Annotated in this window: 19 protein-coding genes; 17 read left to right on the top strand and 2 right to left on the bottom strand. The window is 51.8% G+C overall.

The window, feature by feature from the left end:
- Positions 1–91 precede the first annotated feature (91 nt).
- Complete coding sequence (otsB, locus tag ACJHWK_RS11120) at positions 92–892, top strand: trehalose-phosphatase (RefSeq protein ID WP_001308716.1); 801 nt, start codon at positions 92–94, stop codon at positions 890–892.
- The gene (gene otsA, locus ACJHWK_RS11125) at positions 867–2,291 is read left to right on the top strand and encodes an alpha,alpha-trehalose-phosphate synthase (protein WP_020232910.1); all 1,425 of its coding nucleotides are present in this window, start codon (positions 867–869) and stop codon (positions 2,289–2,291) included. The genes otsB and otsA overlap by 26 nt, the downstream gene beginning before the upstream one ends.
- Before the next feature lie 6 nt (positions 2,292–2,297).
- Here the strand turns inward: otsA and uspC are convergent, their stop codons facing one another.
- Positions 2,298–2,726: a universal stress protein UspC gene (uspC, locus tag ACJHWK_RS11130; protein ID WP_170886281.1), complete on the bottom strand. Its 429-nt coding sequence runs from the start codon at positions 2,724–2,726 to the stop codon at positions 2,298–2,300.
- A gap of 780 nt (positions 2,727–3,506) precedes the next feature.
- On the opposite strand from uspC, the gene flhD reads away from it, so the two are divergent.
- The 15 genes from flhD to flhe all read left to right on the top strand — a co-directional run bounded on the left by flhD (position 3,507) and on the right by flhe (position 19,124).
- The gene (flhD, locus tag ACJHWK_RS11135; RefSeq protein ID WP_001295647.1) at positions 3,507–3,857 is read left to right on the top strand and encodes a flagellar transcriptional regulator FlhD; all 351 of its coding nucleotides are present in this window, start codon (positions 3,507–3,509) and stop codon (positions 3,855–3,857) included.
- Between the two features lie 2 nt (positions 3,858–3,859).
- Complete coding sequence (flhC, locus tag ACJHWK_RS11140) at positions 3,860–4,438, top strand: flagellar transcriptional regulator FlhC (RefSeq protein ID WP_001291591.1); 579 nt, start codon at positions 3,860–3,862, stop codon at positions 4,436–4,438.
- Positions 4,439–4,564: 126 nt separating this feature from the next.
- Positions 4,565–5,452 (top strand): flagellar motor stator protein MotA, encoded by an 888-nt coding sequence (gene motA, locus ACJHWK_RS11145; protein ID WP_000906336.1) that lies wholly within the window; start codon positions 4,565–4,567, stop codon positions 5,450–5,452.
- Entirely contained in the window at positions 5,449–6,375 is a 927-nt protein-coding gene (gene motB, locus ACJHWK_RS11150; protein WP_020233062.1) for a flagellar motor protein MotB, read from the top strand. Before motA ends, motB begins: the two co-directional genes overlap by 4 nt.
- 4 nt (positions 6,376–6,379) lie before the next feature.
- A complete protein-coding gene (cheA, locus tag ACJHWK_RS11155) occupies positions 6,380–8,344 on the top strand; it encodes a chemotaxis protein CheA (protein ID WP_020233063.1) in 1,965 nt (654 codons plus the stop codon).
- A 20-nt stretch (positions 8,345–8,364) separates the two neighbouring features.
- Complete coding sequence (gene cheW / locus ACJHWK_RS11160) at positions 8,365–8,868, top strand: chemotaxis protein CheW (protein WP_000147302.1); 504 nt, start codon at positions 8,365–8,367, stop codon at positions 8,866–8,868.
- A gap of 144 nt (positions 8,869–9,012) precedes the next feature.
- Positions 9,013–10,674, top strand: a complete 1,662-nt coding sequence (tar, locus tag ACJHWK_RS11165; RefSeq protein ID WP_001306742.1) for a methyl-accepting chemotaxis protein II — start codon at positions 9,013–9,015, stop codon at positions 10,672–10,674.
- Positions 10,675–10,719: 45 nt separating this feature from the next.
- A complete protein-coding gene (gene tap / locus ACJHWK_RS11170; RefSeq protein ID WP_000483203.1) occupies positions 10,720–12,321 on the top strand; it encodes a methyl-accepting chemotaxis protein IV in 1,602 nt (533 codons plus the stop codon).
- Positions 12,322–12,339: 18 nt separating this feature from the next.
- Positions 12,340–13,200 (top strand): protein-glutamate O-methyltransferase CheR, encoded by an 861-nt coding sequence (cheR, locus tag ACJHWK_RS11175; protein ID WP_000204344.1) that lies wholly within the window; start codon positions 12,340–12,342, stop codon positions 13,198–13,200.
- Between the two features lie 2 nt (positions 13,201–13,202).
- Positions 13,203–14,252 (top strand): protein-glutamate methylesterase/protein glutamine deamidase, encoded by a 1,050-nt coding sequence (cheB, locus tag ACJHWK_RS11180; protein ID WP_000036371.1) that lies wholly within the window; start codon positions 13,203–13,205, stop codon positions 14,250–14,252.
- A gap of 14 nt (positions 14,253–14,266) precedes the next feature.
- Complete coding sequence (cheY, locus tag ACJHWK_RS11185; protein WP_000763867.1) at positions 14,267–14,656, top strand: chemotaxis response regulator CheY; 390 nt, start codon at positions 14,267–14,269, stop codon at positions 14,654–14,656.
- A 10-nt stretch (positions 14,657–14,666) separates the two neighbouring features.
- Positions 14,667–15,311, top strand: a complete 645-nt coding sequence (cheZ, locus tag ACJHWK_RS11190) for a protein phosphatase CheZ (protein WP_000983609.1) — start codon at positions 14,667–14,669, stop codon at positions 15,309–15,311.
- Between the two features lie 201 nt (positions 15,312–15,512).
- The gene (gene flhB, locus ACJHWK_RS11195) at positions 15,513–16,661 is read left to right on the top strand and encodes a flagellar biosynthesis protein FlhB (RefSeq protein ID WP_001278923.1); all 1,149 of its coding nucleotides are present in this window, start codon (positions 15,513–15,515) and stop codon (positions 16,659–16,661) included.
- Positions 16,654–18,732 (top strand): flagellar biosynthesis protein FlhA, encoded by a 2,079-nt coding sequence (flhA, locus tag ACJHWK_RS11200; RefSeq protein WP_001551266.1) that lies wholly within the window; start codon positions 16,654–16,656, stop codon positions 18,730–18,732. The genes flhB and flhA overlap by 8 nt, the downstream gene beginning before the upstream one ends.
- Entirely contained in the window at positions 18,732–19,124 is a 393-nt protein-coding gene (gene flhe / locus ACJHWK_RS11205; protein WP_001259590.1) for a flagellar protein FlhE, read from the top strand. Before flhA ends, flhe begins: the two co-directional genes overlap by 1 nt.
- 52 nt (positions 19,125–19,176) lie before the next feature.
- Here the strand turns inward: flhe and argS are convergent, their stop codons facing one another.
- Positions 19,177–20,910, bottom strand: a complete 1,734-nt coding sequence (argS, locus tag ACJHWK_RS11210; RefSeq protein WP_001025322.1) for an arginine--tRNA ligase — start codon at positions 20,908–20,910, stop codon at positions 19,177–19,179.
- Between the last annotated feature and the right edge of the window lie 29 nt (positions 20,911–20,939).

Consider the following 20,939-nt stretch of genomic DNA (forward strand, 5'->3'; position numbering starts at 1 on the left):
AAATGGCGACCCCCGTCACACTGTCTATACTTACATGTCTGTAAAGCGCGTTCTGCGCAACACAATAAGAAAAGAGAAGGAGGAGAACCGGGTGACAGAACCGTTAACCGAAACCCCTGAACTATCCGCGAAATATGCCTGGTTTTTTGATCTCGATGGAACGCTGGCGGAAATCAAACCGCATCCCGATCAGGTCGTCGTGCCTGACAATATTCTGCAAGGACTACAGCTACTGGCAATCGCAAGTGATGGTGCATTGGCATTGATATCAGGGCGCTCAATGGTGGAGCTTGACGCACTGGCAAAACCTTATCGCTTCCCATTAGCGGGCGTGCATGGGGCGGAGCGCCGTGACATCAATGGTAAAACGCATATCGTTCATCTGCCGGATGCGATTGCGCGTGATATTAGCGTGCAACTGCATACGGCTATCGCCCAGTATCCCGGTGCGGAGCTGGAGACGAAAGGGATGGCCTTTGCGCTGCATTATCGTCAGGCTCCGCAGCATGAAGACGCATTAATGACATTAGCGCAACGTATTACTCAGATCTGGCCACAAATGGCGTTACAGCAGGGAAAGTGTGTTGTCGAGATCAAACCGCGAGGCACCAGTAAAGGTGAGGCGATTGCTGCCTTTATGCAGGAAGCTCCCTTTATCGGGCGAACGCCGGTATTTCTGGGCGATGATTTAACCGATGAATCTGGCTTCGCTGTCGTTAACCGGCTGGGCGGAATGTCAGTAAAAATTGGCACAGGCGCAACTCAGGCATCATGGCGACTGGCGGGCGTACCGGATGTCTGGAGCTGGCTTGAAATGATAACCACCGCATTACAACAAAAAAGAGAAAATAACAGGAGTGATGACTATGAGTCGTTTAGTCGTAGTATCTAACCGGATTGCACCACCAGATGAGCACGCCGCCAGTGCCGGTGGCCTTGCCGTTGGCATTCTGGGGGCACTGAAAGCCGCAGGTGGACTGTGGTTTGGCTGGAGTGGCGAAACAGGGAATGAGGATCAGCCGCTAAAAAAGGTGAAAAAGGGTAACATTACGTGGGCCTCTTTTAACCTCAGCGAACAGGACCTTGACGAATACTACAACCAATTCTCCAATGCCGTTCTCTGGCCCGCTTTTCATTATCGGCTCGATCTGGTGCAATTTCAGCGTCCTGCCTGGGACGGCTATCTACGCGTAAATGCGTTGCTGGCAGATAAATTATTGCCGCTGTTGCAAGATGATGACATTATCTGGATCCACGATTATCACCTGTTGCCATTTGCGCATGAATTACGCAAACGGGGAGTGAATAATCGCATTGGTTTCTTTCTGCATATTCCTTTCCCGACACCGGAAATCTTCAACGCGCTGCCGACATATGACACCTTGCTTGAACAGCTTTGTGATTATGATTTGCTGGGTTTCCAGACAGAAAACGATCGTCTGGCGTTCCTGGATTGCCTTTCTAACCTGACCCGCGTCACGACGCGTAGCGCAAAAAGCCATACAGCCTGGGGCAAAGCGTTTCGAACAGAAGTTTACCCGATTGGCATTGAGCCAAAAGAAATAGCCAAACAGGCTGCCGGGCCACTGCCGCCAAAACTGGCGCAACTTAAAGCGGAACTGAAAAACGTACAAAATATCTTTTCTGTCGAACGGCTGGATTATTCCAAAGGTTTGCCGGAGCGTTTTCTCGCCTATGAAGCGTTGCTGGAAAAATATCCGCAGCATCATGGTAAAATTCGTTATACCCAGATCGCGCCAACGTCGCGTGGTGATGTGCAAGCCTATCAGGATATTCGTCATCAGCTCGAAAATGAAGCCGGACGAATTAATGGTAAATATGGGCAATTAGGCTGGACGCCGCTTTATTATTTGAATCAGCATTTTGACCGTAAATTACTGATGAAAATATTCCGCTACTCTGACGTGGGCTTAGTGACGCCACTGCGTGACGGGATGAACCTGGTGGCAAAAGAGTATGTTGCCGCTCAGGACCCAGCCAACCCGGGCGTACTTGTTCTTTCGCAATTTGCGGGAGCAGCAAACGAGTTAACGTCGGCGTTAATTGTTAATCCCTACGATCGTGACGAAGTTGCAGCTGCGCTGGATCGTGCATTGACTATGTCGCTGGCGGAACGTATTTCCCGTCATGCAGAAATGCTGGACGTTATCGTGAAAAACGATATTAACCACTGGCAGGAGTGCTTCATTAGCGACCTAAAGCAGATAGTTCCGCGAAGCGCGGAAAGCCAGCAGCGCGATAAAGTTGCTACCTTTCCAAAGATTGCGTAGGAGCGGTTAATCTCCCGTAAGTGGAACTAACAGCACATCGACCTCACTTGAGGCAATCACTCTTTTCGCCGAGCAGGATGCTCGCGAAAAGAAACTGTGATTGTGATTACCGCAAATCACCAAATCGAAATGATATTTGCGACAAACTTCCAGAATATGTTCGCTTAACTCACCGTAGGCAATAAACGTCTTGTCAACGGGATACCCCGCATCCTGAATTAACTTATCAAGAAAGCTTTGCGTTTCTTCCTGCATCACGCTGCGTAAATCTTCAAGCATCGGCGCAGCTAATTGATTGTACATTTCCGGGTCGGAAGCGAGAGTAATTAAACTGATGTGTCCCTTTACTGGCCTGGCGATAGATACCGCTTTTGCCAGCAGTTGCTGACTTTCCGGTGTAACCGCAACAGTGACAAGAATATTGCTATAGCTCATAACCTGTTCCTTATTCTGTGAACTTCAGGTGACATTAAAGCTTTACTCCTAATGGAGAATCGACGCAATCCCAACTCAGTCAAACAGGTAAATATTAGTCTGATTATTAGTAAAGATAATTAATCAATCACTCTTGGTGATCATATGATTTCAACTGTAATTATAAGAAAATAATGTACTGATTCTCCATATTAAACAAGTGGTTAATATATGTAAAACATTTTATTAACATTAAGTTGATTGTTGCCTTTCTTTGTATTTAATTAGTTTGTTGTGCGGTAAGTGTCTGTTTAAAAATAGCTTATCTGGTATTGCATTAAAGCAATTATTTATAGCAGATGATTATTTACGGTGAGTTATTTTAACTGTGCGCAACATCCCATTTCGATTATTCCTGTTTCATTTTTGCTTGCTAGCGTCGCGAAAAACTTTTTAACAGATTGAAATACACCCAAAACAAAAGTATGACTTATACATTTATGTTAAGTAATTGAGCGTTTTGTGTGATCTGTATCACACATTATTGAAAATCGCAGCCCCCCTCCGTTGTATGTGAGTGTAGTGACGAGTAAAGTTGCGTCGATTTAGGAAAAATCTTAGATAAGTGTAAAGAACCCCTTCTATTTGTAAGGACTTATTAAATCCCAAAAAGGGGCTCTGCCTGTTGCAGCTTATCGCAACTATTCTAATGCTAATTATTTTTTACCGGGGCTTCCCGGCGACATCACGGGGTGCGGTGAGACCGCATAAAAATAAAGTTGGTTATTCTGGGTGGGAATAATGCATACCTCCGAGTTGCTGAAACACATTTATGACATCAACTTGTCATATTTACTACTTGCACAGCGTCTGATTGTTCAGGACAAAGCGTCCGCAATGTTTCGTCTCGGCATAAATGAAGAAATGGCGACAACGTTAGCGGCACTGACTCTTCCGCAAATGGTTAAGCTGGCAGAAACCAATCAACTGGTTTGTCACTTTCGTTTTGACAGCCACCAGACGATTACTCAGTTGACGCAAGATTCCCGCGTTGACGATCTCCAGCAAATTCATACCGGCATCATGCTCTCAACACGCTTGCTGAATGATGTTAATCAGCCTGAAGAAGCGCTGCGCAAGAAAAGGGCCTGATCATGAGTGAAAAAAGCATTGTTCAGGAAGCGCGGGATATTCAGCTGGCAATGGAATTGATCACCCTGGGCGCTCGTTTGCAGATGCTGGAAAGCGAAACACAGTTAAGTCGCGGACGCCTGATAAAACTTTATAAAGAACTGCGCGGAAGCCCACCGCCGAAAGGCATGCTGCCATTCTCAACCGACTGGTTTATGACCTGGGAACAAAACGTTCATGCTTCGATGTTCTGTAATGCATGGCAGTTTTTACTGAAAACCGGTTTGTGTAATGGCGTCGATGCAGTGATCAAAGCCTACCGTTTATACCTTGAACAGTGCCCGCAAGCAGAAGACGGACCGCTGCTGGCATTAACCCGTGCCTGGACATTGGTACGGTTTGTTGAAAGTGGATTACTGCAACTTTCCAGCTGCAACTGCTGCGGCGGCAATTTTATTACCCACGCTCACCAGCCTGTTGGCAGCTTTGCCTGCAGCTTATGTCAGCCGCCATCCCGGGCAGTAAAAAGACGTAAACTTTCCCAGAATCCTGCCGATATTATCCCACAACTGCTGGATGAACAGAGAGTACAGGCTGTTTAACTTATACGGTGTGGCGCAACATTCCAGCAGCGGTAACGACGTACCGCTGCTTTTTTTTGCCCCAATCGCGCGTTAACGCCTGACGACTGAACATCCTGTCATGGTCAACAGTGGAAGGATGATGTCGTGCTTATCTTATTAGGTTACCTGGTTGTTCTCGGTACAGTTTTCGGCGGTTATTTGATGACCGGTGGAAGCCTTGGAGCACTCTATCAACCCGCTGAACTGGTGATTATTGCCGGTGCAGGGATTGGGTCGTTTATCGTCGGCAATAATGGCAAAGCGATTAAAGGCACGCTGAAGGCGCTGCCGTTGCTGTTTCGTCGCTCCAAATACACCAAAGCAATGTATATGGATCTGCTGGCTCTGCTTTATCGGTTGATGGCGAAATCGCGGCAGATGGGGATGTTTTCGCTGGAACGTGATATTGAAAATCCCCGTGAGAGCGAGATCTTCGCCAGCTACCCACGCATCCTTGCGGATAGCGTCATGCTTGATTTTATCGTCGATTATCTGCGTCTGATTATCAGCGGTCACATGAACACCTTCGAAATCGAAGCCCTGATGGATGAAGAGATTGAGACGCACGAAAGCGAAGCAGAAGTCCCGGCGAACAGTCTGGCGCTGGTCGGGGACTCACTTCCGGCGTTTGGTATTGTCGCGGCTGTGATGGGGGTCGTTCACGCGTTAGGTTCAGCCGATCGTCCTGCCGCCGAGCTGGGGGCGCTTATCGCACATGCGATGGTGGGGACTTTCCTCGGTATTTTATTGGCTTACGGATTTATTTCCCCATTAGCGAGTGTTTTACGTCAGAAAAGCGCCGAAACCAGCAAAATGATGCAGTGCGTCAAAGTCACACTGCTTTCTAATCTGAACGGTTACGCACCGCCTATCGCCGTTGAGTTTGGTCGCAAAACGCTCTATTCCAGCGAACGTCCGTCGTTTATTGAACTGGAAGAGCATGTGCGTGCGGTGAAAAATCCGCAACAACAGACGACAACCGAGGAAGCATGAAGAATCAAGCGCATCCGATTATTGTCGTCAAACGACGCAAAGCCAAAAGCCACGGGGCAGCACATGGATCGTGGAAGATTGCTTATGCCGACTTTATGACCGCGATGATGGCCTTTTTTCTGGTGATGTGGCTAATCTCCATCTCCAGCCCAAAAGAGCTGATTCAGATTGCGGAGTACTTCCGGACTCCACTGGCGACTGCGGTTACGGGCGGCGATCGCATTTCTAATAGTGAAAGCCCAATTCCCGGTGGGGGTGATGATTACACCCAAAGCCAGGGGGAAGTGAATAAGCAGCCGAACATCGAAGAGCTGAAAAAACGCATGGAGAAAAGTCGATTGCGGAAATTGCGTGGCGATCTCGACCAATTGATAGAGTCCGATCCGAAACTGCGGGCGTTACGTCCACATCTCAAAATCGATCTGGTCCAGGAAGGTCTACGTATTCAGATCATCGATAGCCAGAATCGCCCGATGTTCAGAACTGGCAGTGCCGATGTGGAACCCTATATGCGCGACATTCTGCGCGCCATCGCGCCCGTACTGAACGGTATTCCCAACCGAATTAGCCTCTCGGGTCATACCGATGATTTCCCCTACGCCAGTGGTGAGAAAGGTTACAGCAACTGGGAGCTTTCTGCCGATCGGGCCAATGCATCCCGCCGCGAACTGATGGTTGGCGGGTTGGATAGCGGCAAAGTGTTACGTGTCGTCGGCATGGCGGCAACGATGCGCTTAAGCGATCGCGGACCTGATGATGCTGTCAACCGTCGCATCAGCCTGCTGGTACTGAACAAACAAGCCGAAGAGGCCATTTTGCATGAAAACGCCGAAAGCCAGAATGAGCCAGTAAGCGCCCTGGAAAAACCTGAGGTTGCACCACAGGTCAGTGTTCCCACAATGCCATCAGCCGAACCGAGGTGACAGCGTGAGCATGGATATAAGCGATTTTTATCAGACATTTTTTGATGAAGCGGACGAACTGTTGGCTGACATGGAGCAGCATCTGCTGGTTTTGCAGCCGGAAGCGCCAGATGCCGAACAATTGAATGCCATCTTTCGGGCTGCCCACTCGATCAAAGGAGGGGCAGGAACCTTTGGCTTCAGCGTTTTGCAGGAAACCACGCATCTGATGGAAAACCTGCTCGACGAAGCCAGACGAGGTGAGATGCAACTCAACACCGACATTATCAATCTGTTTTTGGAAACGAAGGACATCATGCAAGAACAGCTCGACGCTTATAAACAGTCGCAAGAGCCGGATGCCGCCAGCTTCGATTATATCTGCCAGGCCTTGCGTCAACTGGCATTAGAAGCGAAAGACGAAACGCCATCCGCAGTGACCCGATTAAGTGTGGTTGCCAAAAGTGAACCGCAAGATGAGCAGAGTCGCAGTCAGTCGCCGCGACGAATTATCCTTTCGCGCCTGAAGGCCGGGGAAGTCGACCTGCTGGAAGAAGAGCTGGGGCATCTGACAACGTTAACTGACGTGGTGAAAGGGACGGATTCTCTCTCGGCAATATTACCGGGCGACATCGCCGAAGATGACATCACAGCGGTACTCTGTTTTGTGATTGAAGCCGATCAGATTACCTTTGAAACAATAGAAGTCTCGCCCAAAATATCCACCCCACCAGTGCTTAAACTGGCAGCCGAACAAGCGCCAACCGGTCGCGTGGAGCGGGAAAAAACGACGCGCAGCAGTGAATCCACCAGCATCCGTGTAGCGGTAGAAAAGGTTGATCAATTAATTAACCTCGTCGGCGAGCTGGTCATCACCCAGTCCATGCTTGCCCAGCGTTCCAGCGAACTGGACCCGGTTAATCATGGTGATTTGATTACCAGCATGGGGCAGTTACAACGTAACGCTCGTGATTTGCAGGAATCAGTGATGTCGATTCGCATGATGCCGATGGAATATGTCTTTAGCCGTTATCCCCGGCTGGTGCGTGATCTGGCGGGAAAACTCGGCAAGCAGGTAGAACTGACGCTGGTGGGCAGTTCTACTGAACTCGACAAGAGCCTGATAGAACGCATTATCGACCCGCTGACCCACCTGGTACGCAATAGCCTCGATCACGGTATTGAACTGCCAGAAAAACGGCTCGCCGCAGGTAAAAACAGCGTAGGAAATTTAATTCTTTCTGCCGAACATCAGGGCGGCAACATTTGCATTGAAGTGACCGACGATGGTGCAGGGCTAAACCGTGAGCGAATTCTGGCAAAAGCGGCCTCGCAAGGTCTGACCGTCAGCGAAAACATGAGCGACGACGAAGTCGCGATGCTGATATTTGCCCCTGGCTTCTCCACGGCGGAGCAGGTCACCGACGTCTCCGGGCGCGGCGTCGGCATGGACGTCGTTAAACGTAATATCCAGGAGATGGGCGGTCATGTCGAAATCCAGTCGAAGCAGGGTACTGGCACTACGATCCGCATTTTACTGCCGCTGACGCTGGCCATCCTCGACGGCATGTCCGTACGCGTTGCGGATGAAGTTTTCATACTGCCGCTGAATGCTGTTATGGAATCACTGCAACCCCGTGAAGCCGATCTGCATCCACTGGCAGGCGGTGAGCGGGTGCTGGAAGTGCGGGGTGAATATCTGCCCATCGTCGAACTGTGGAAAGTGTTCAACGTCGCGGGCGCGAAAACCGAAGCTACCCAGGGAATTGTGGTGATCTTACAAAGTGGCGGTCGCCGCTACGCCTTGCTGGTGGATCAATTAATTGGTCAACACCAGGTTGTGGTTAAAAACCTTGAAAGTAACTATCGCAAAGTCCCCGGCATTTCTGCTGCGACCATTCTTGGCGACGGCAGCGTGGCACTGATTGTTGATGTCTCCGCCTTGCAGGCGATAAACCGCGAACAACGTATGGCGAACACCGCCGCCTGAATGAGTAAAAAGGTAACAATATGACCGGTATGACGAATGTAACAAAGCTGGCCAGCGAGCCGTCAGGCCAGGAATTTCTGGTATTTACCCTTGGTGATGAAGAGTACGGTATTGATATTCTGAAAGTGCAGGAGATCCGTGGCTACGATCAGGTAACACGGATTGCGAACACGCCAGCGTTTATCAAAGGCGTCACGAATCTGCGCGGCGTTATTGTGCCGATTGTCGACTTACGAATTAAGTTCAGCCAGGTGGATGTGGACTATAACGACAACACGGTAGTTATCGTCCTGAATCTCGGACAGCGGGTGGTCGGCATCGTGGTTGACGGCGTTTCAGATGTGCTTTCATTGACGGCGGAGCAAATTCGTCCGGCACCGGAATTTGCCGTGACGCTTTCAACAGAATATCTCACTGGACTGGGCGCACTGGGCGACCGGATGTTGATTCTGGTGAACATCGAAAAACTGCTGAACAGCGAAGAGATGGCGCTGTTAGATAGCGCGGCGTCAGAAGTGGCGTAATTCTCCCGATTTCCTCAATTGCAATGAACCCGATGACCTGCGCATCGGGTTTTTTATTTCAGTTTCGCGGCGGGTGGCATCAGCAATAAAGTTTCCCCCTTCCTTGCCGATAACGAGATCAACTTGTTTTCAGGAAGGTGCCTTATGATTAACCGTATCCGCGTAGTCACGCTGTTGGTAATGGTGCTGGGGGTATTCGCACTGTTACAGCTTATTTCCGGCAGTCTGTTTTTTTCTTCCCTTCACCATAGCCAGAAGAGCTTTGTGGTTTCCAATCAATTACGGGAACAGCAGGGCGAGCTGACGTCAACCTGGGATTTAATGCTGCAAACGCGCATTAACCTGAGTCGTTCAGCGGTGCGGATGATGATGGATTCCTCCAATCAACAAAGTAACGCCAAAGTTGAATTGCTCGATAGCGCCAGGAAAACATTGGCCCAGGCAGCGACGCATTATAAAAAATTCAAAAGCATGGCACCGTTACCTGAAATGGTCGCTACCAGTCGTAATATTGATGAAAAATATAAAAACTATCACACAGCGTTAACTGAACTGATTGATTATCTTGATTATGGCAATACTGGAGCTTATTTCGCTCAGCCAACCCAGGGAATGCAAAATGCAATGGGCGAAGCGTTTGCTCAGTACGCCCTCAGCAGTGAAAAACTGTATCGCGATATCGTCACTGACAACGCAGATGATTACCGATTTGCCCAGTGGCAACTGGCGGTTATTGCGCTGGTGGTGGTATTGATTCTGCTGGTGGCGTGGTACGGCATTCGCCGTATGTTGCTTACACCGCTGGCAAAAATTATTGCTCACATTCGCGAAATCGCCAGTGGTAACCTGGCGAATACCCTGACCATTGACGGGCGCAGTGAAATGGGCGACCTGGCGCAGAGCGTTTCACATATGCAACGCTCTTTGACTGACACCGTCACTCATGTGCGTGAAGGTTCAGATGCCATCTATGCCGGTACCCGTGAAATTGCGGCGGGCAACACCGATCTTTCCTCCCGTACTGAACAGCAGGCATCCGCGCTGGAAGAAACTGCCGCCAGCATGGAGCAGCTCACTGCGACAGTGAAGCAAAACGCCGATAACGCCCGCCAGGCCTCGCAACTGGCGCAAAGTGCCTCCGATACTGCCCAGCACGGCGGAAAAGTAGTGGATGGTGTAGTGAAAACGATGCATGAGATCGCCGATAGTTCGAAGAAAATTGCCGACATTATCAGCGTTATCGATGGTATTGCCTTCCAGACTAATATCCTCGCGTTGAATGCCGCTGTTGAAGCCGCGCGTGCGGGTGAACAGGGCCGTGGTTTTGCCGTGGTGGCGGGCGAAGTGCGTAATCTTGCCAGTCGCAGCGCCCAGGCGGCAAAAGAGATCAAAGCCCTCATTGAAGACTCCGTCTCGCGCGTTGATACCGGTTCGGTGCTGGTCGAAAGCGCCGGGGAAACAATGAACAATATCGTCAATGCTGTCACTCGCGTGACTGACATTATGGGCGAGATTGCATCGGCATCGGATGAACAGAGCCGTGGCATCGATCAAGTCGCATTGGCGGTTTCGGAAATGGATCGCGTCACGCAACAGAACGCATCGCTGGTGCAGGAATCAGCTGCCGCCGCAGCTGCGCTGGAAGAACAGGCCAGTCGTTTAACGCAAGCGGTTTCCGCGTTTCGTCTGGCAGCCAGCCCACTCACCAATAAACCGCAAACACCATCCCGTCCTGCCAGTGAGCAACCACCGGCACAGCCACGACTGCGAATTACTGAACAAGATCCAAACTGGGAAACATTTTGACGAGTTTTTACTAACGCGGTCATTGCCGCCTGATGGGGAGCGTTGATGTTTAATCGTATTCGAATTTCGACCACGCTGTTTTTAATTTTGATTCTCTGCGGGATCTTGCAGATTGGCAGTAACGGCATGTCTTTTTGGGCATTTCGCGACGATTTGCAACGACTGAATCAGGTCGAGCAGAGCAATCAGCAACGTGCGGCATTAGCGCAAACTCGGGCGGTAATGTTACAGGCCAGTACCGCGCTGAACAAAGCGGGCACTCTGACGGCGCTTAGCTATCCGGCGGATGACATTAAAACGTTGATGACGACGGCGCGCGCCAGTCTGACGCAATCCACCACGCTGTTTAAAAGTTTTATGGCGATGACTGCGGGCAACGAGCACGTCAGGGCATTGCAAAAAGAGACGGAGAAAAGTTTTGCCCGCTGGCACAACGATCTCGAACATCAGGCGACCTGGCTTGAAAGTAATCAACTTTCGGATTTCCTCACTGCGCCGGTGCAGGAATCACAGAATGCGTTTGACGTTAACTTTGAGGCCTGGCAGCTGGAGATCAACCATGTGCTGGAAGCCGCCAGTGCGCAAAGCCAGCGTAACTATCAGATTTCGGCGCTGGTGTTTATCAGCATGATTATTGTTGCGGCGATCTACATCAGCAGTGCGCTGTGGTGGACGCGCAAGATGATTGTTCAACCACTGGCCATTATCGGTAGCCATTTTGACAGCATTGCTGCGGGTAATCTGGCGCGTCCGATTGCGGTATATGGTCGTAATGAGATCACCGCCATTTTTGCCAGCCTGAAGACCATGCAGCAGGCTTTGCGTGGGACGGTGAGTGATGTGCGTAAGGGAAGCCAGGAGATGCACATTGGTATCGCGGAGATTGTCGCAGGCAATAACGATCTCTCAAGTCGTACCGAACAGCAGGCGGCATCGCTGGCACAAACGGCCGCCAGTATGGAGCAATTAACCGCCACGGTAGGGCAAAACGCCGATAACGCGCGCCAGGCGTCGGAACTGGCAAAAAATGCCGCGACAACGGCGCAGGCGGGCGGTGTTCAGGTCAGTACAATGACTCACACCATGCAGGAGATCGCCACCAGCTCGCAAAAAATAGGCGACATTATCAGCGTTATCGACGGCATTGCTTTCCAGACCAATATTCTGGCCCTGAATGCGGCAGTGGAAGCGGCTCGCGCCGGAGAGCAGGGGCGTGGTTTTGCGGTAGTGGCAGGTGAAGTGCGCAATCTTGCCAGCCGTAGCGCCCAGGCAGCAAAAGAGATCAAAGGGCTGATCGAAGAGTCAGTCAATCGTGTCCAGCAGGGTTCGAAACTGGTGAATAACGCCGCCGCGACCATGACTGATATTGTCAGTTCGGTGACCCGCGTGAACGACATTATGGGAGAAATTGCTTCGGCCTCGGAAGAACAACGGCGGGGGATTGAGCAGGTTGCGCAGGCTGTCAGCCAGATGGATCAGGTGACACAGCAGAACGCCTCGCTGGTAGAAGAAGCGGCGGCGGCAACGGAACAACTGGCGAACCAGGCTGACCATCTTTCGTCGCGTGTGGCGGTATTTACCCTTGAAGAACATGAAGTAGCACGACATGAGTCGGCGCAGTTACATATTGCGCCAGTGGTATCCTGAAGTGATTGAGAAGGCGCTATGACTTCATCTCTGCCCTGTGGGCAAACGTCTTTATTGTTACAGATGACCGAGCGCCTGGCGCTTTCCGACGCGCATTTTCGGCGGATAAGTCAATTGATCTATCAACGAGCCGGGATCGTCCTGGCCGACCATAAACGCGACATGGTTTACAACCGACTGGTTCGTCGTTTGCGTTCGCTGGGACTGACGGATTTCGGCCATTACCTGAACTTGCTGGAATCTAATCAGCACAGCGGTGAGTGGCAGGCGTTTATCAATTCGCTGACCACGAATCTGACGGCTTTTTTCCGTGAGGCGCATCATTTTCCTCTGCTCGCGGATCACGCCCGGCGTCGTTCTGGCGAGTATCGCGTATGGAGCGCGGCGGCTTCGACCGGCGAAGAGCCGTACAGCATTGCGATGACGCTGGCTGACACATTGGGCACCGTGCCCGGACGCTGGAAAGTGTTTGCCAGTGATATCGACACCGAAGTGCTGGAAAAAGCCAGAAGCGGTATTTATCGCCATGAAGAGTTGAAAAACCTGACGCCGCAGCAACTGCAACGGTATTTCATGCGAGGGACGGGACCGCATGAAGGGCTGGTACGCGTGCGTCAGGAGCTGGCGAACTATGTTGATTTTGCCCCGCTGAATTTACTGGCGAAACAGTACACCGTGCCGGGGCCGTTTGATGCGATCTTCTGTCGTAACGTCATGATCTACTTCGATCAAACTACCCAGCAGGAGATTTTGCGCCGCTTTGTTCCGCTCCTTAAACCCGACGGATTGCTGTTTGCGGGTCACTCTGAAAACTTTAGCCACCTTGAGCGCCGCTTCACGCTGCGTGGTCAGACGGTGTATGCGCTAAGTAAGGATTAACGATGAGCAAAATCAGGGTGTTATCTGTCGATGATTCGGCACTGATGCGCCAGATCATGACAGAAATCATCAACAGCCATAGCGACATGGAAATGGTGGCGACCGCCCCTGATCCGCTGGTCGCGCGTGATTTGATTAAGAAATTCAATCCCGATGTGCTAACGCTGGATGTTGAAATGCCGCGGATGGACGGACTGGATTTCCTCGAAAAATTAATGCGTTTGCGTCCAATGCCCGTAGTGATGGTTTCTTCCCTGACCGGCAAAGGGTCAGAAGTCACGCTGCGCGCGCTGGAGCTGGGGGCGATAGATTTTGTCACCAAACCGCAACTGGGTATTCGCGAAGGAATGCTGGCGTATAGCGAAATGATTGCTGAAAAGGTGCGTACGGCAGCAAAAGCGAGCCTTGCGGCACATAAACCATTGTCGGCACCGACAACGCTGAAAGCGGGGCCGTTGTTGAGTTCTGAAAAACTGATTGCGATTGGTGCTTCAACGGGTGGAACTGAGGCAATTCGTCACGTACTGCAACCGTTGCCGCTTTCCAGCCCGGCACTGTTAATTACCCAGCATATGCCGCCCGGTTTCACCCGCTCTTTTGCCGACAGACTTAATAAGCTTTGCCAGATCGGGGTTAAAGAAGCCGAAGACGGAGAACGTGTCTTACCGGGGCATGCCTATATTGCGCCGGGCGATCGGCATATGGAGCTGGCGCGTAGTGGTGCAAATTATCAAATCAAAATTCACGACGGCCCGGCGGTTAACCGTCATCGGCCTTCGGTAGATGTGTTGTTCCATTCTGTCGCCAAACAGGCAGGGCGTAATGCGGTTGGGGTGATCCTGACCGGTATGGGCAACGACGGTGCGGCGGGAATGTTGGCGATGCGTCAGGCGGGGGCATGGACCCTTGCACAAAACGAAGCAAGTTGCGTGGTGTTCGGCATGCCGCGCGAGGCCATCAATATGGGTGGTGTTTGCGAAGTGGTCGATCTTAGCCAGGTAAGCCAGCAAATGCTGGCAAAAATTAGTGCCGGACAGGCGATACGTATTTAAATCAGGAGTGTGAAATGGCGGATAAAGAACTTAAATTTTTGGTTGTGGATGACTTTTCCACCATGCGACGCATAGTGCGTAACCTGCTGAAAGAGCTGGGATTCAATAATGTTGAGGAAGCGGAAGATGGTGTCGACGCTCTCAATAAGTTGCAGGCAGGCGGTTATGGATTTGTTATCTCCGACTGGAACATGCCCAATATGGATGGCCTGGAGTTGCTGAAAACGATTCGTGCAGATGGCGCGATGTCGGCATTGCCAGTGTTAATGGTGACTGCAGAAGCGAAGAAAGAGAACATCATTGCTGCGGCGCAAGCGGGGGCCAGTGGCTATGTGGTGAAGCCATTTACCGCCGCGACGCTGGAGGAAAAACTCAACAAAATCTTTGAGAAACTGGGCATGTGAGGATGCGACTATGATGCAACCATCAATCAAACCTGCTGACGAGCATTCAGCTGGCGATATCATTGCGCGCATCGGCAGCCTGACGCGTATGCTGCGCGACAGTTTGCGGGAGCTGGGGCTGGATCAGGCCATTGCTGAAGCGGCGGAAGCCATCCCCGATGCGCGCGATCGTTTGTACTATGTTGTGCAGATGACCGCCCAGGCTGCGGAGCGGGCGCTGAACAGTGTTGAGGCGTCACAACCGCATCAGGATCAAATGGAGAAATCAGCAAAAGCGTTAACCCAACGTTGGGATGACTGGTTTGCCGATCCGATTGATCTTGCCGACGCCCGTGAACTGGTAACAGACACGCGGCAATTTCTGGCAGATGTACCCGCGCATACCAGCTTTACAAACGCGCAACTGCTGGAAATCATGATGGCGCAGGATTTTCAGGATCTCACCGGACAGGTTATTAAGCGGATGATGGATGTCATTCAGGAGATCGAACGCCAGTTGTTGATGGTGCTGTTGGAAAACATCCCGGAACAGGAGTCGCGTCCAAAACGTGAAAACCAGAGTTTGCTTAATGGACCTCAGGTCGATACCAGCAAAGCCGGTGTGGTAGCCAGTCAGGATCAGGTGGACGATTTGTTGGATAGTCTTGGATTTTGATTTGTATTGCCTGATGTGGCGTGACTACGTCATATCAGGCGGTCGGATAACGCGATGACGCCGCATCCGACAAACGCATACTATGCTTGATGTGTGGCAGCAAAAGCCCTAAATCCCGCCTGTTTTGCCCCTTACTCAAACCATTGAACGCTTTGCGCTCTGGCATCATTTACGCTTAATACTCTTTCCAGGATTGGCGACGTGTCTGACGAGAGCGACGACAAAACAGAAGCCCCCACACCTCACCGACTAGAAAAAGCGCGGGAAGAGGGGCAAATCCCGCGTTCACGTGAATTAACGTCACTGCTGATTTTGTTAGTGGGCGTGTGTGTTATCTGGTTTGGCGGTGTGTCGCTGGCCCGTCGATTGTCGGGCATGCTCTCCGCGGGATTGCATTTTGATCACAGTATTATCAATGACCCGAATCTGATCCTCGGGCAAATTATTCTGCTGATCAGAGAAGCCATGCTGGCGCTGCTGCCGCTGATTAGCGGCGTGGTGCTGGTGGCGCTCATTTCTCCGGTCATGCTGGGAGGGCTGGTATTTAGCGGCAAATCCTTGCAGCCGAAGTTTTCCAAACTCAACCCGCTACCGGGGATTAAACGGATGTTCTCGGCACAGACTGGCGCGGAGTTGCTTAAAGCAATTTTGAAAACCATCCTGGTTGGCAGCGTGACGGGATTTTTTCTCTGGCATCACTGGCCGCAGATGATGCGCTTAATGGCCGAGTCTCCGATTACCGCCATGGGTAATGCGATGGATCTGGTAGGGCTATGCGCACTGCTGGTGGTGCTTGGTGTCATTCCAATGGTGGGATTTGACGTCTTTTTCCAAATCTTCAGCCACCTGAAAAAGCTGCGTATGTCGCGGCAGGATATTCGTGATGAGTTCAAACAAAGCGAAGGCGACCCCCATGTTAAAGGGCGGATACGTCAGATGCAGCGAGCGGCTGCACGGCGTCGGATGATGGCCGATGTGCCGAAAGCGGATGTCATTGTTAATAACCCGACCCACTATTCGGTAGCGTTGCAGTATGACGAAAACAAAATGAGCGCACCGAAAGTGGTCGCTAAAGGTGCAGGGCTGGTCGCGCTGCGCATTCGTGAAATTGGCGCTGAAAATAACGTCCCGACGCTTGAAGCGCCACCGCTGGCGCGAGCGCTGTATCGACATGCGGAGATCGGTCAACAAATCCCGGGTCAACTGTACGCCGCAGTGGCGGAAGTACTGGCCTGGGTCTGGCAACTGAAACGCTGGCGTCTGGCTGGTGGACAGCGCCCTGTACAACCTACTCATCTTCCGGTGCCGGAAGCCCTGGATTTTATTAACGAGAAACCGACCCATGAGTAATCTGGCCGCGATGCTGCGCCTGCCTGCAAACCTGAAATCGACACAATGGCAGATCCTTGCCGGACCGATTTTGATCTTGCTGATTTTGTCGATGATGGTGCTGCCATTGCCTGCATTCATTCTCGACCTGCTGTTTACCTTTAATATCGCCTTGTCGATCATGGTGTTGCTGGTGGCGATGTTTACCCAGCGCACGCTTGAGTTTGCTGCGTTTCCGACGATTCTGTTGTTTACCACGTTGTTGCGTCTGGCACTTAATGTGGCTTCAACCCGTATCATTTTGATGGAAGGGCATACCGGCGCGGCGGCGGCTGGAAAGGTGGTCGAAGCGTTCGGTCACTTCCTCGTTGGTGGCAATTTCGCTATCGGTATCGTGGTGTTCGTCATTCTCGTGATCATCAACTTTATGGTTATCACCAAAGGTGCCGGGCGTATCGCAGAAGTGGGTGCGCGCTTTGTTCTCGATGGTATGCCGGGTAAGCAGATGGCGATTGACGCCGACCTTAACGCCGGATTGATTGGTGAAGATGAGGCGAAAAAACGCCGCTCCGAAGTGACTCAGGAAGCCGATTTTTACGGCTCAATGGACGGGGCAAGTAAGTTTGTCCGCGGCGATGCCATCGCCGGGATCCTCATCATGGTCATTAACGTTGTCGGCGGGTTGCTGGTCGGCGTGCTGCAACATGGCATGAGCATGGGACACGCGGCGGAAAGTTATACGCTATTGACCATTGGCGACGGTTTGGTGGCACAAATTCCGGCGTTGGTGATTTCTACCGCCGCGGGGGTCATCGTTACGCGTGTCAGCACCGATCAGGATGTTGGCGAGCAGATGGTGAATCAGCTTTTCAGTAACCCAAGCGTTATGTTGTTAAGCGCCGCCGTGCTCGGTTTACTCGGCCTGGTGCCTGGAATGCCGAACCTGGTATTTTTGCTGTTCACTGCCGGATTGCTGGGACTGGCCTGGTGGATCCGCGGACGTGAACAAAAAGCGCCTGCCGAACCAAAACCAGTAAAAATGGCAGAGAATAATACCGTTGTCGAAGCGACGTGGAACGATGTACAACTGGAAGATTCTCTGGGAATGGAAGTGGGTTATCGACTGATCCCGATGGTCGATTTCCAGCAGGATGGTGAGTTGTTGGGCCGTATACGCAGTATCCGCAAGAAATTTGCCCAGGAGATGGGGTTTCTGCCGCCGGTGGTGCACATTCGTGACAATATGGATCTGCAACCTGCCCGCTATCGCATTTTGATGAAAGGCGTAGAGATTGGCACTGGCGATGCCTATCCGGGGCGCTGGCTGGCAATTAACCCAGGTACCGCTGCCGGGACGTTACCTGGTGAGGCGACCGTCGATCCGGCATTTGGCCTGAATGCTATCTGGATTGAAAGTGCGCTTAAAGAACAGGCGCAGATTCAGGGGTACACCGTGGTTGAGGCCAGCACGGTGGTGGCAACGCATCTTAACCACCTCATTAGCCAGCATGCCGCAGAGCTGTTTGGTCGTCAGGAGGCGCAACAGCTGTTGGATCGCGTCGCCCAGGAGATGCCAAAGCTGACGGAAGATCTCGTTCCTGGCGTCGTCACGCTCACCACACTGCATAAAGTGCTGCAAAATCTCCTCGATGAAAAAGTACCGATTCGCGATATGCGCACCATTCTCGAAACGCTGGCGGAACATGCGCCCATCCAAAGCGATCCACATGAATTAACCGCCGTCGTGCGCGTGGCGTTGGGACGGGCGATTACCCAGCAGTGGTTTCCTGGCAAAGATGAAGTCCATGTTATTGGCCTTGATACGCCGCTGGAACGTTTGTTACTACAGGCGTTGCAGGGTGGGGGCGGACTGGAGCCAGGGCTGGCGGATCGTTTGCTGGCGCAAACTCAGGAAGCGCTATCCCGTCAGGAGATGTTGGGTGCGCCGCCTGTATTGTTGGTGAACCACGCGCTGCGACCATTATTGTCTCGTTTCCTGCGCCGCAGCCTGCCGCAGTTAGTGGTGCTGTCGAATCTGGAACTATCTGATAACCGACATATCCGCATGACGGCGACAATTGGCGGTAAATGATGAGAACCTTATTAGCAATATTATTGTTTCCGCTGCTGGTGCAAGCCGCCGGGGAGGGGATGTGGCAGGCGAGTAGTGTGGGCGTTACGCTGAATCACCGTGGTGAGTCGATGTCGTCAGCGCCTCTTTCTACTCGACAACCTGCTGCAGGATTGATGACGCTGGTGGCGTGGCGTTATCAGCTTATCGGCCCGACACCTGCAGGACTGCGGGTTCGCTTGTGTTCGCAATCTCGTTGTGTCGAATTAGAAGGGCAAAGTGGAACCACCGTGGCCTTTTCCGGTATACCGGCGATAGAACCGTTGCGATTTATCTGGGAAGTACCTGGCGGTGGGCGGTTAATTCCGCCGCTAAAGGTACAACGGAATGAAGTGATTGTGAATTATCGTTAATGATAAAAAAGCCGATGTCTGCCATGACATCGGCTTTTGCCGTATAACGCGATTACATACGCTCTACTGTCTCAATACCCAGCGTATCCAGACCCAGTTTCAGCGTCTTCGCCGTCAGTTGTGCCAGTTTCAGACGGCTGTTACGCACTTCTTCGTTTTCTGCGCTGAGGATCGGGCAGTGCTCGTAGAAGCCAGAGAACAGACCAGCCAGATCGTACAGGTAAGCACACATCACATGCGGCGTGCCTTCACGGGCAACCACGGTGAGGGTTTCTTCAAACTGCAGCAGGCGAGCTGCCAGTTGCGCTTCACGATCTTCACGGATGATAACCGGAGCTGCAGCCAGTTGCTCTTCGTCAATTTCTGCTTTACGGAACACGGACAATACACGCGTGTATGCATACTGCATGTATGGCGCGGTATTACCCTCAAACGCCAGCATGTTGTCCCAGTCGAAGATGTAGTCCGTGGTGCGGTTTTTGGAGAGATCCGCATATTTCACCGCACCAATACCAACTGCGTTAGCCAGTTTTTCCAGCTCGTCGGCTGGCATATCCGGGTTCTTTTCTGCCACCAGACGACGTGCACGCTCCAGGGCTTCATCCAGCAGATCGGCCAGTTTCACTGTACCACCCGCGCGGGTTTTGAACGGTTTGCCGTCTTTGCCCAGCATCATGCCGAACATGTGGTGTTCCAGCGGTACGGATTCCGGTACATAGCCTGCTTTACGGACGATAGCCCACGCCTGCATCAGGTGTTGATGCTGACGGGAGTCGATGTAATACAGCACGCGATCGGCATGCAGTGTTTCATAACGATATTTCGCACAGGCGATATCAGTGGTGGTGTAGAGATAGCCACCATCTTTCTTCTGAATGATCACGCCCATCGGTTCGCCTTCCTTGTTTTTGAACTCATCAAGGAATACGACGGTCGCGCCTTCACTTTCTACTGCCAGACCTTTGGCTTTCAGGTCCGCCACGATACCCGGCAGCATTGGGTTGTAGAGACTTTCACCCATGACGTCATCGCGGGTCAACGTCACGTTCAGACGATCGTAGGTGATCTGGTTCTGCGTCATGGTGATGTCGACCAGTTTGCGCCACATCTCGCGGAAATATTCGTCACCGCTTTGCAGTTTGACTACGTAGTTACGTGCACGCTCGGCAAACTCTTCATCTTCGTCGTAATGCTTTTTCGCATCGCGGTAGAAACCTTCAAGGTCAGCCAGCTCCATTTCACCGGCGTTTTCTTGCTGCTGCTTTTCCAACCACGCAATCAGCATACCGAACTGAGTACCCCAGTCGCCGACGTGGTTTGCGCGAATCACTTTGTGACCGAGGAACTCCAGAGTACGAACTGCTGCGTCACCAATAATGGTAGAGCGCAGGTGACCGACATGCATCTCTTTCGCCACGTTTGGCGCAGAGTAGTCAACCACAATGGTCTGTTTTTCTGGCGTAGCAACACCGAGACGATCGGACGCCAGCGCCTGCTGAACATGTTCAGCCAGGAATGCCGGATCAAGGAAAATGTTGATAAAGCCAGGACCCGCGATCTCAACTTTGCTGGCGATACCGTTAAGATCCAGATGAGTCAGCACCTGCTCTGCTAATTGTCGCGGTGCCATACCCAGTTTTTTAGCAACTGCCATCATGCCGTTAGCCTGATAGTCGCCGAACTGAACTTTTGCTGACTGACGAACCTGCGGTTCGCAATCCGCAGGCGCGCCTGCCGCAATCATGGCCTGACGGACTTTTTCTGAGAGAAGAGCCTGAATATTCACCGGAATACCTTACATTGATGAAGCGAGCA

Source organism: Escherichia sp. WS547 (assembly GCF_046486065.1).
Classification (GTDB): domain Bacteria; phylum Pseudomonadota; class Gammaproteobacteria; order Enterobacterales; family Enterobacteriaceae; genus Escherichia; species Escherichia coli.

Bases quoted from the DNA above. Each gene is read 5' to 3' on its own strand.
- otsA (WP_020232910.1), top strand. From the start codon at position 867: ATGAGTCGTTTAGTCGTAGTATCTAACCGGATTGCACCACCAGATGAG.
- uspC (WP_170886281.1), bottom strand. From the start codon at position 2,726: ATGAGCTATAGCAATATTCTTGTCACTGTTGCGGTTACACCGGAAAGT.
- flhD (WP_001295647.1), top strand. From the start codon at position 3,507: ATGCATACCTCCGAGTTGCTGAAACACATTTATGACATCAACTTGTCA.
- flhC (WP_001291591.1), top strand. From the start codon at position 3,860: ATGAGTGAAAAAAGCATTGTTCAGGAAGCGCGGGATATTCAGCTGGCA.
- motB (WP_020233062.1), top strand. From the start codon at position 5,449: ATGAAGAATCAAGCGCATCCGATTATTGTCGTCAAACGACGCAAAGCC.
- cheW (WP_000147302.1), top strand. From the start codon at position 8,365: ATGACCGGTATGACGAATGTAACAAAGCTGGCCAGCGAGCCGTCAGGC.
- tar (WP_001306742.1), top strand. From the start codon at position 9,013: ATGATTAACCGTATCCGCGTAGTCACGCTGTTGGTAATGGTGCTGGGG.
- tap (WP_000483203.1), top strand. From the start codon at position 10,720: ATGTTTAATCGTATTCGAATTTCGACCACGCTGTTTTTAATTTTGATT.
- cheR (WP_000204344.1), top strand. From the start codon at position 12,340: ATGACTTCATCTCTGCCCTGTGGGCAAACGTCTTTATTGTTACAGATG.
- cheB (WP_000036371.1), top strand. From the start codon at position 13,203: ATGAGCAAAATCAGGGTGTTATCTGTCGATGATTCGGCACTGATGCGC.
- cheY (WP_000763867.1), top strand. From the start codon at position 14,267: ATGGCGGATAAAGAACTTAAATTTTTGGTTGTGGATGACTTTTCCACC.
- cheZ (WP_000983609.1), top strand. From the start codon at position 14,667: ATGATGCAACCATCAATCAAACCTGCTGACGAGCATTCAGCTGGCGAT.
- flhA (WP_001551266.1), top strand. From the start codon at position 16,654: ATGAGTAATCTGGCCGCGATGCTGCGCCTGCCTGCAAACCTGAAATCG.
- flhe (WP_001259590.1), top strand. From the start codon at position 18,732: ATGAGAACCTTATTAGCAATATTATTGTTTCCGCTGCTGGTGCAAGCC.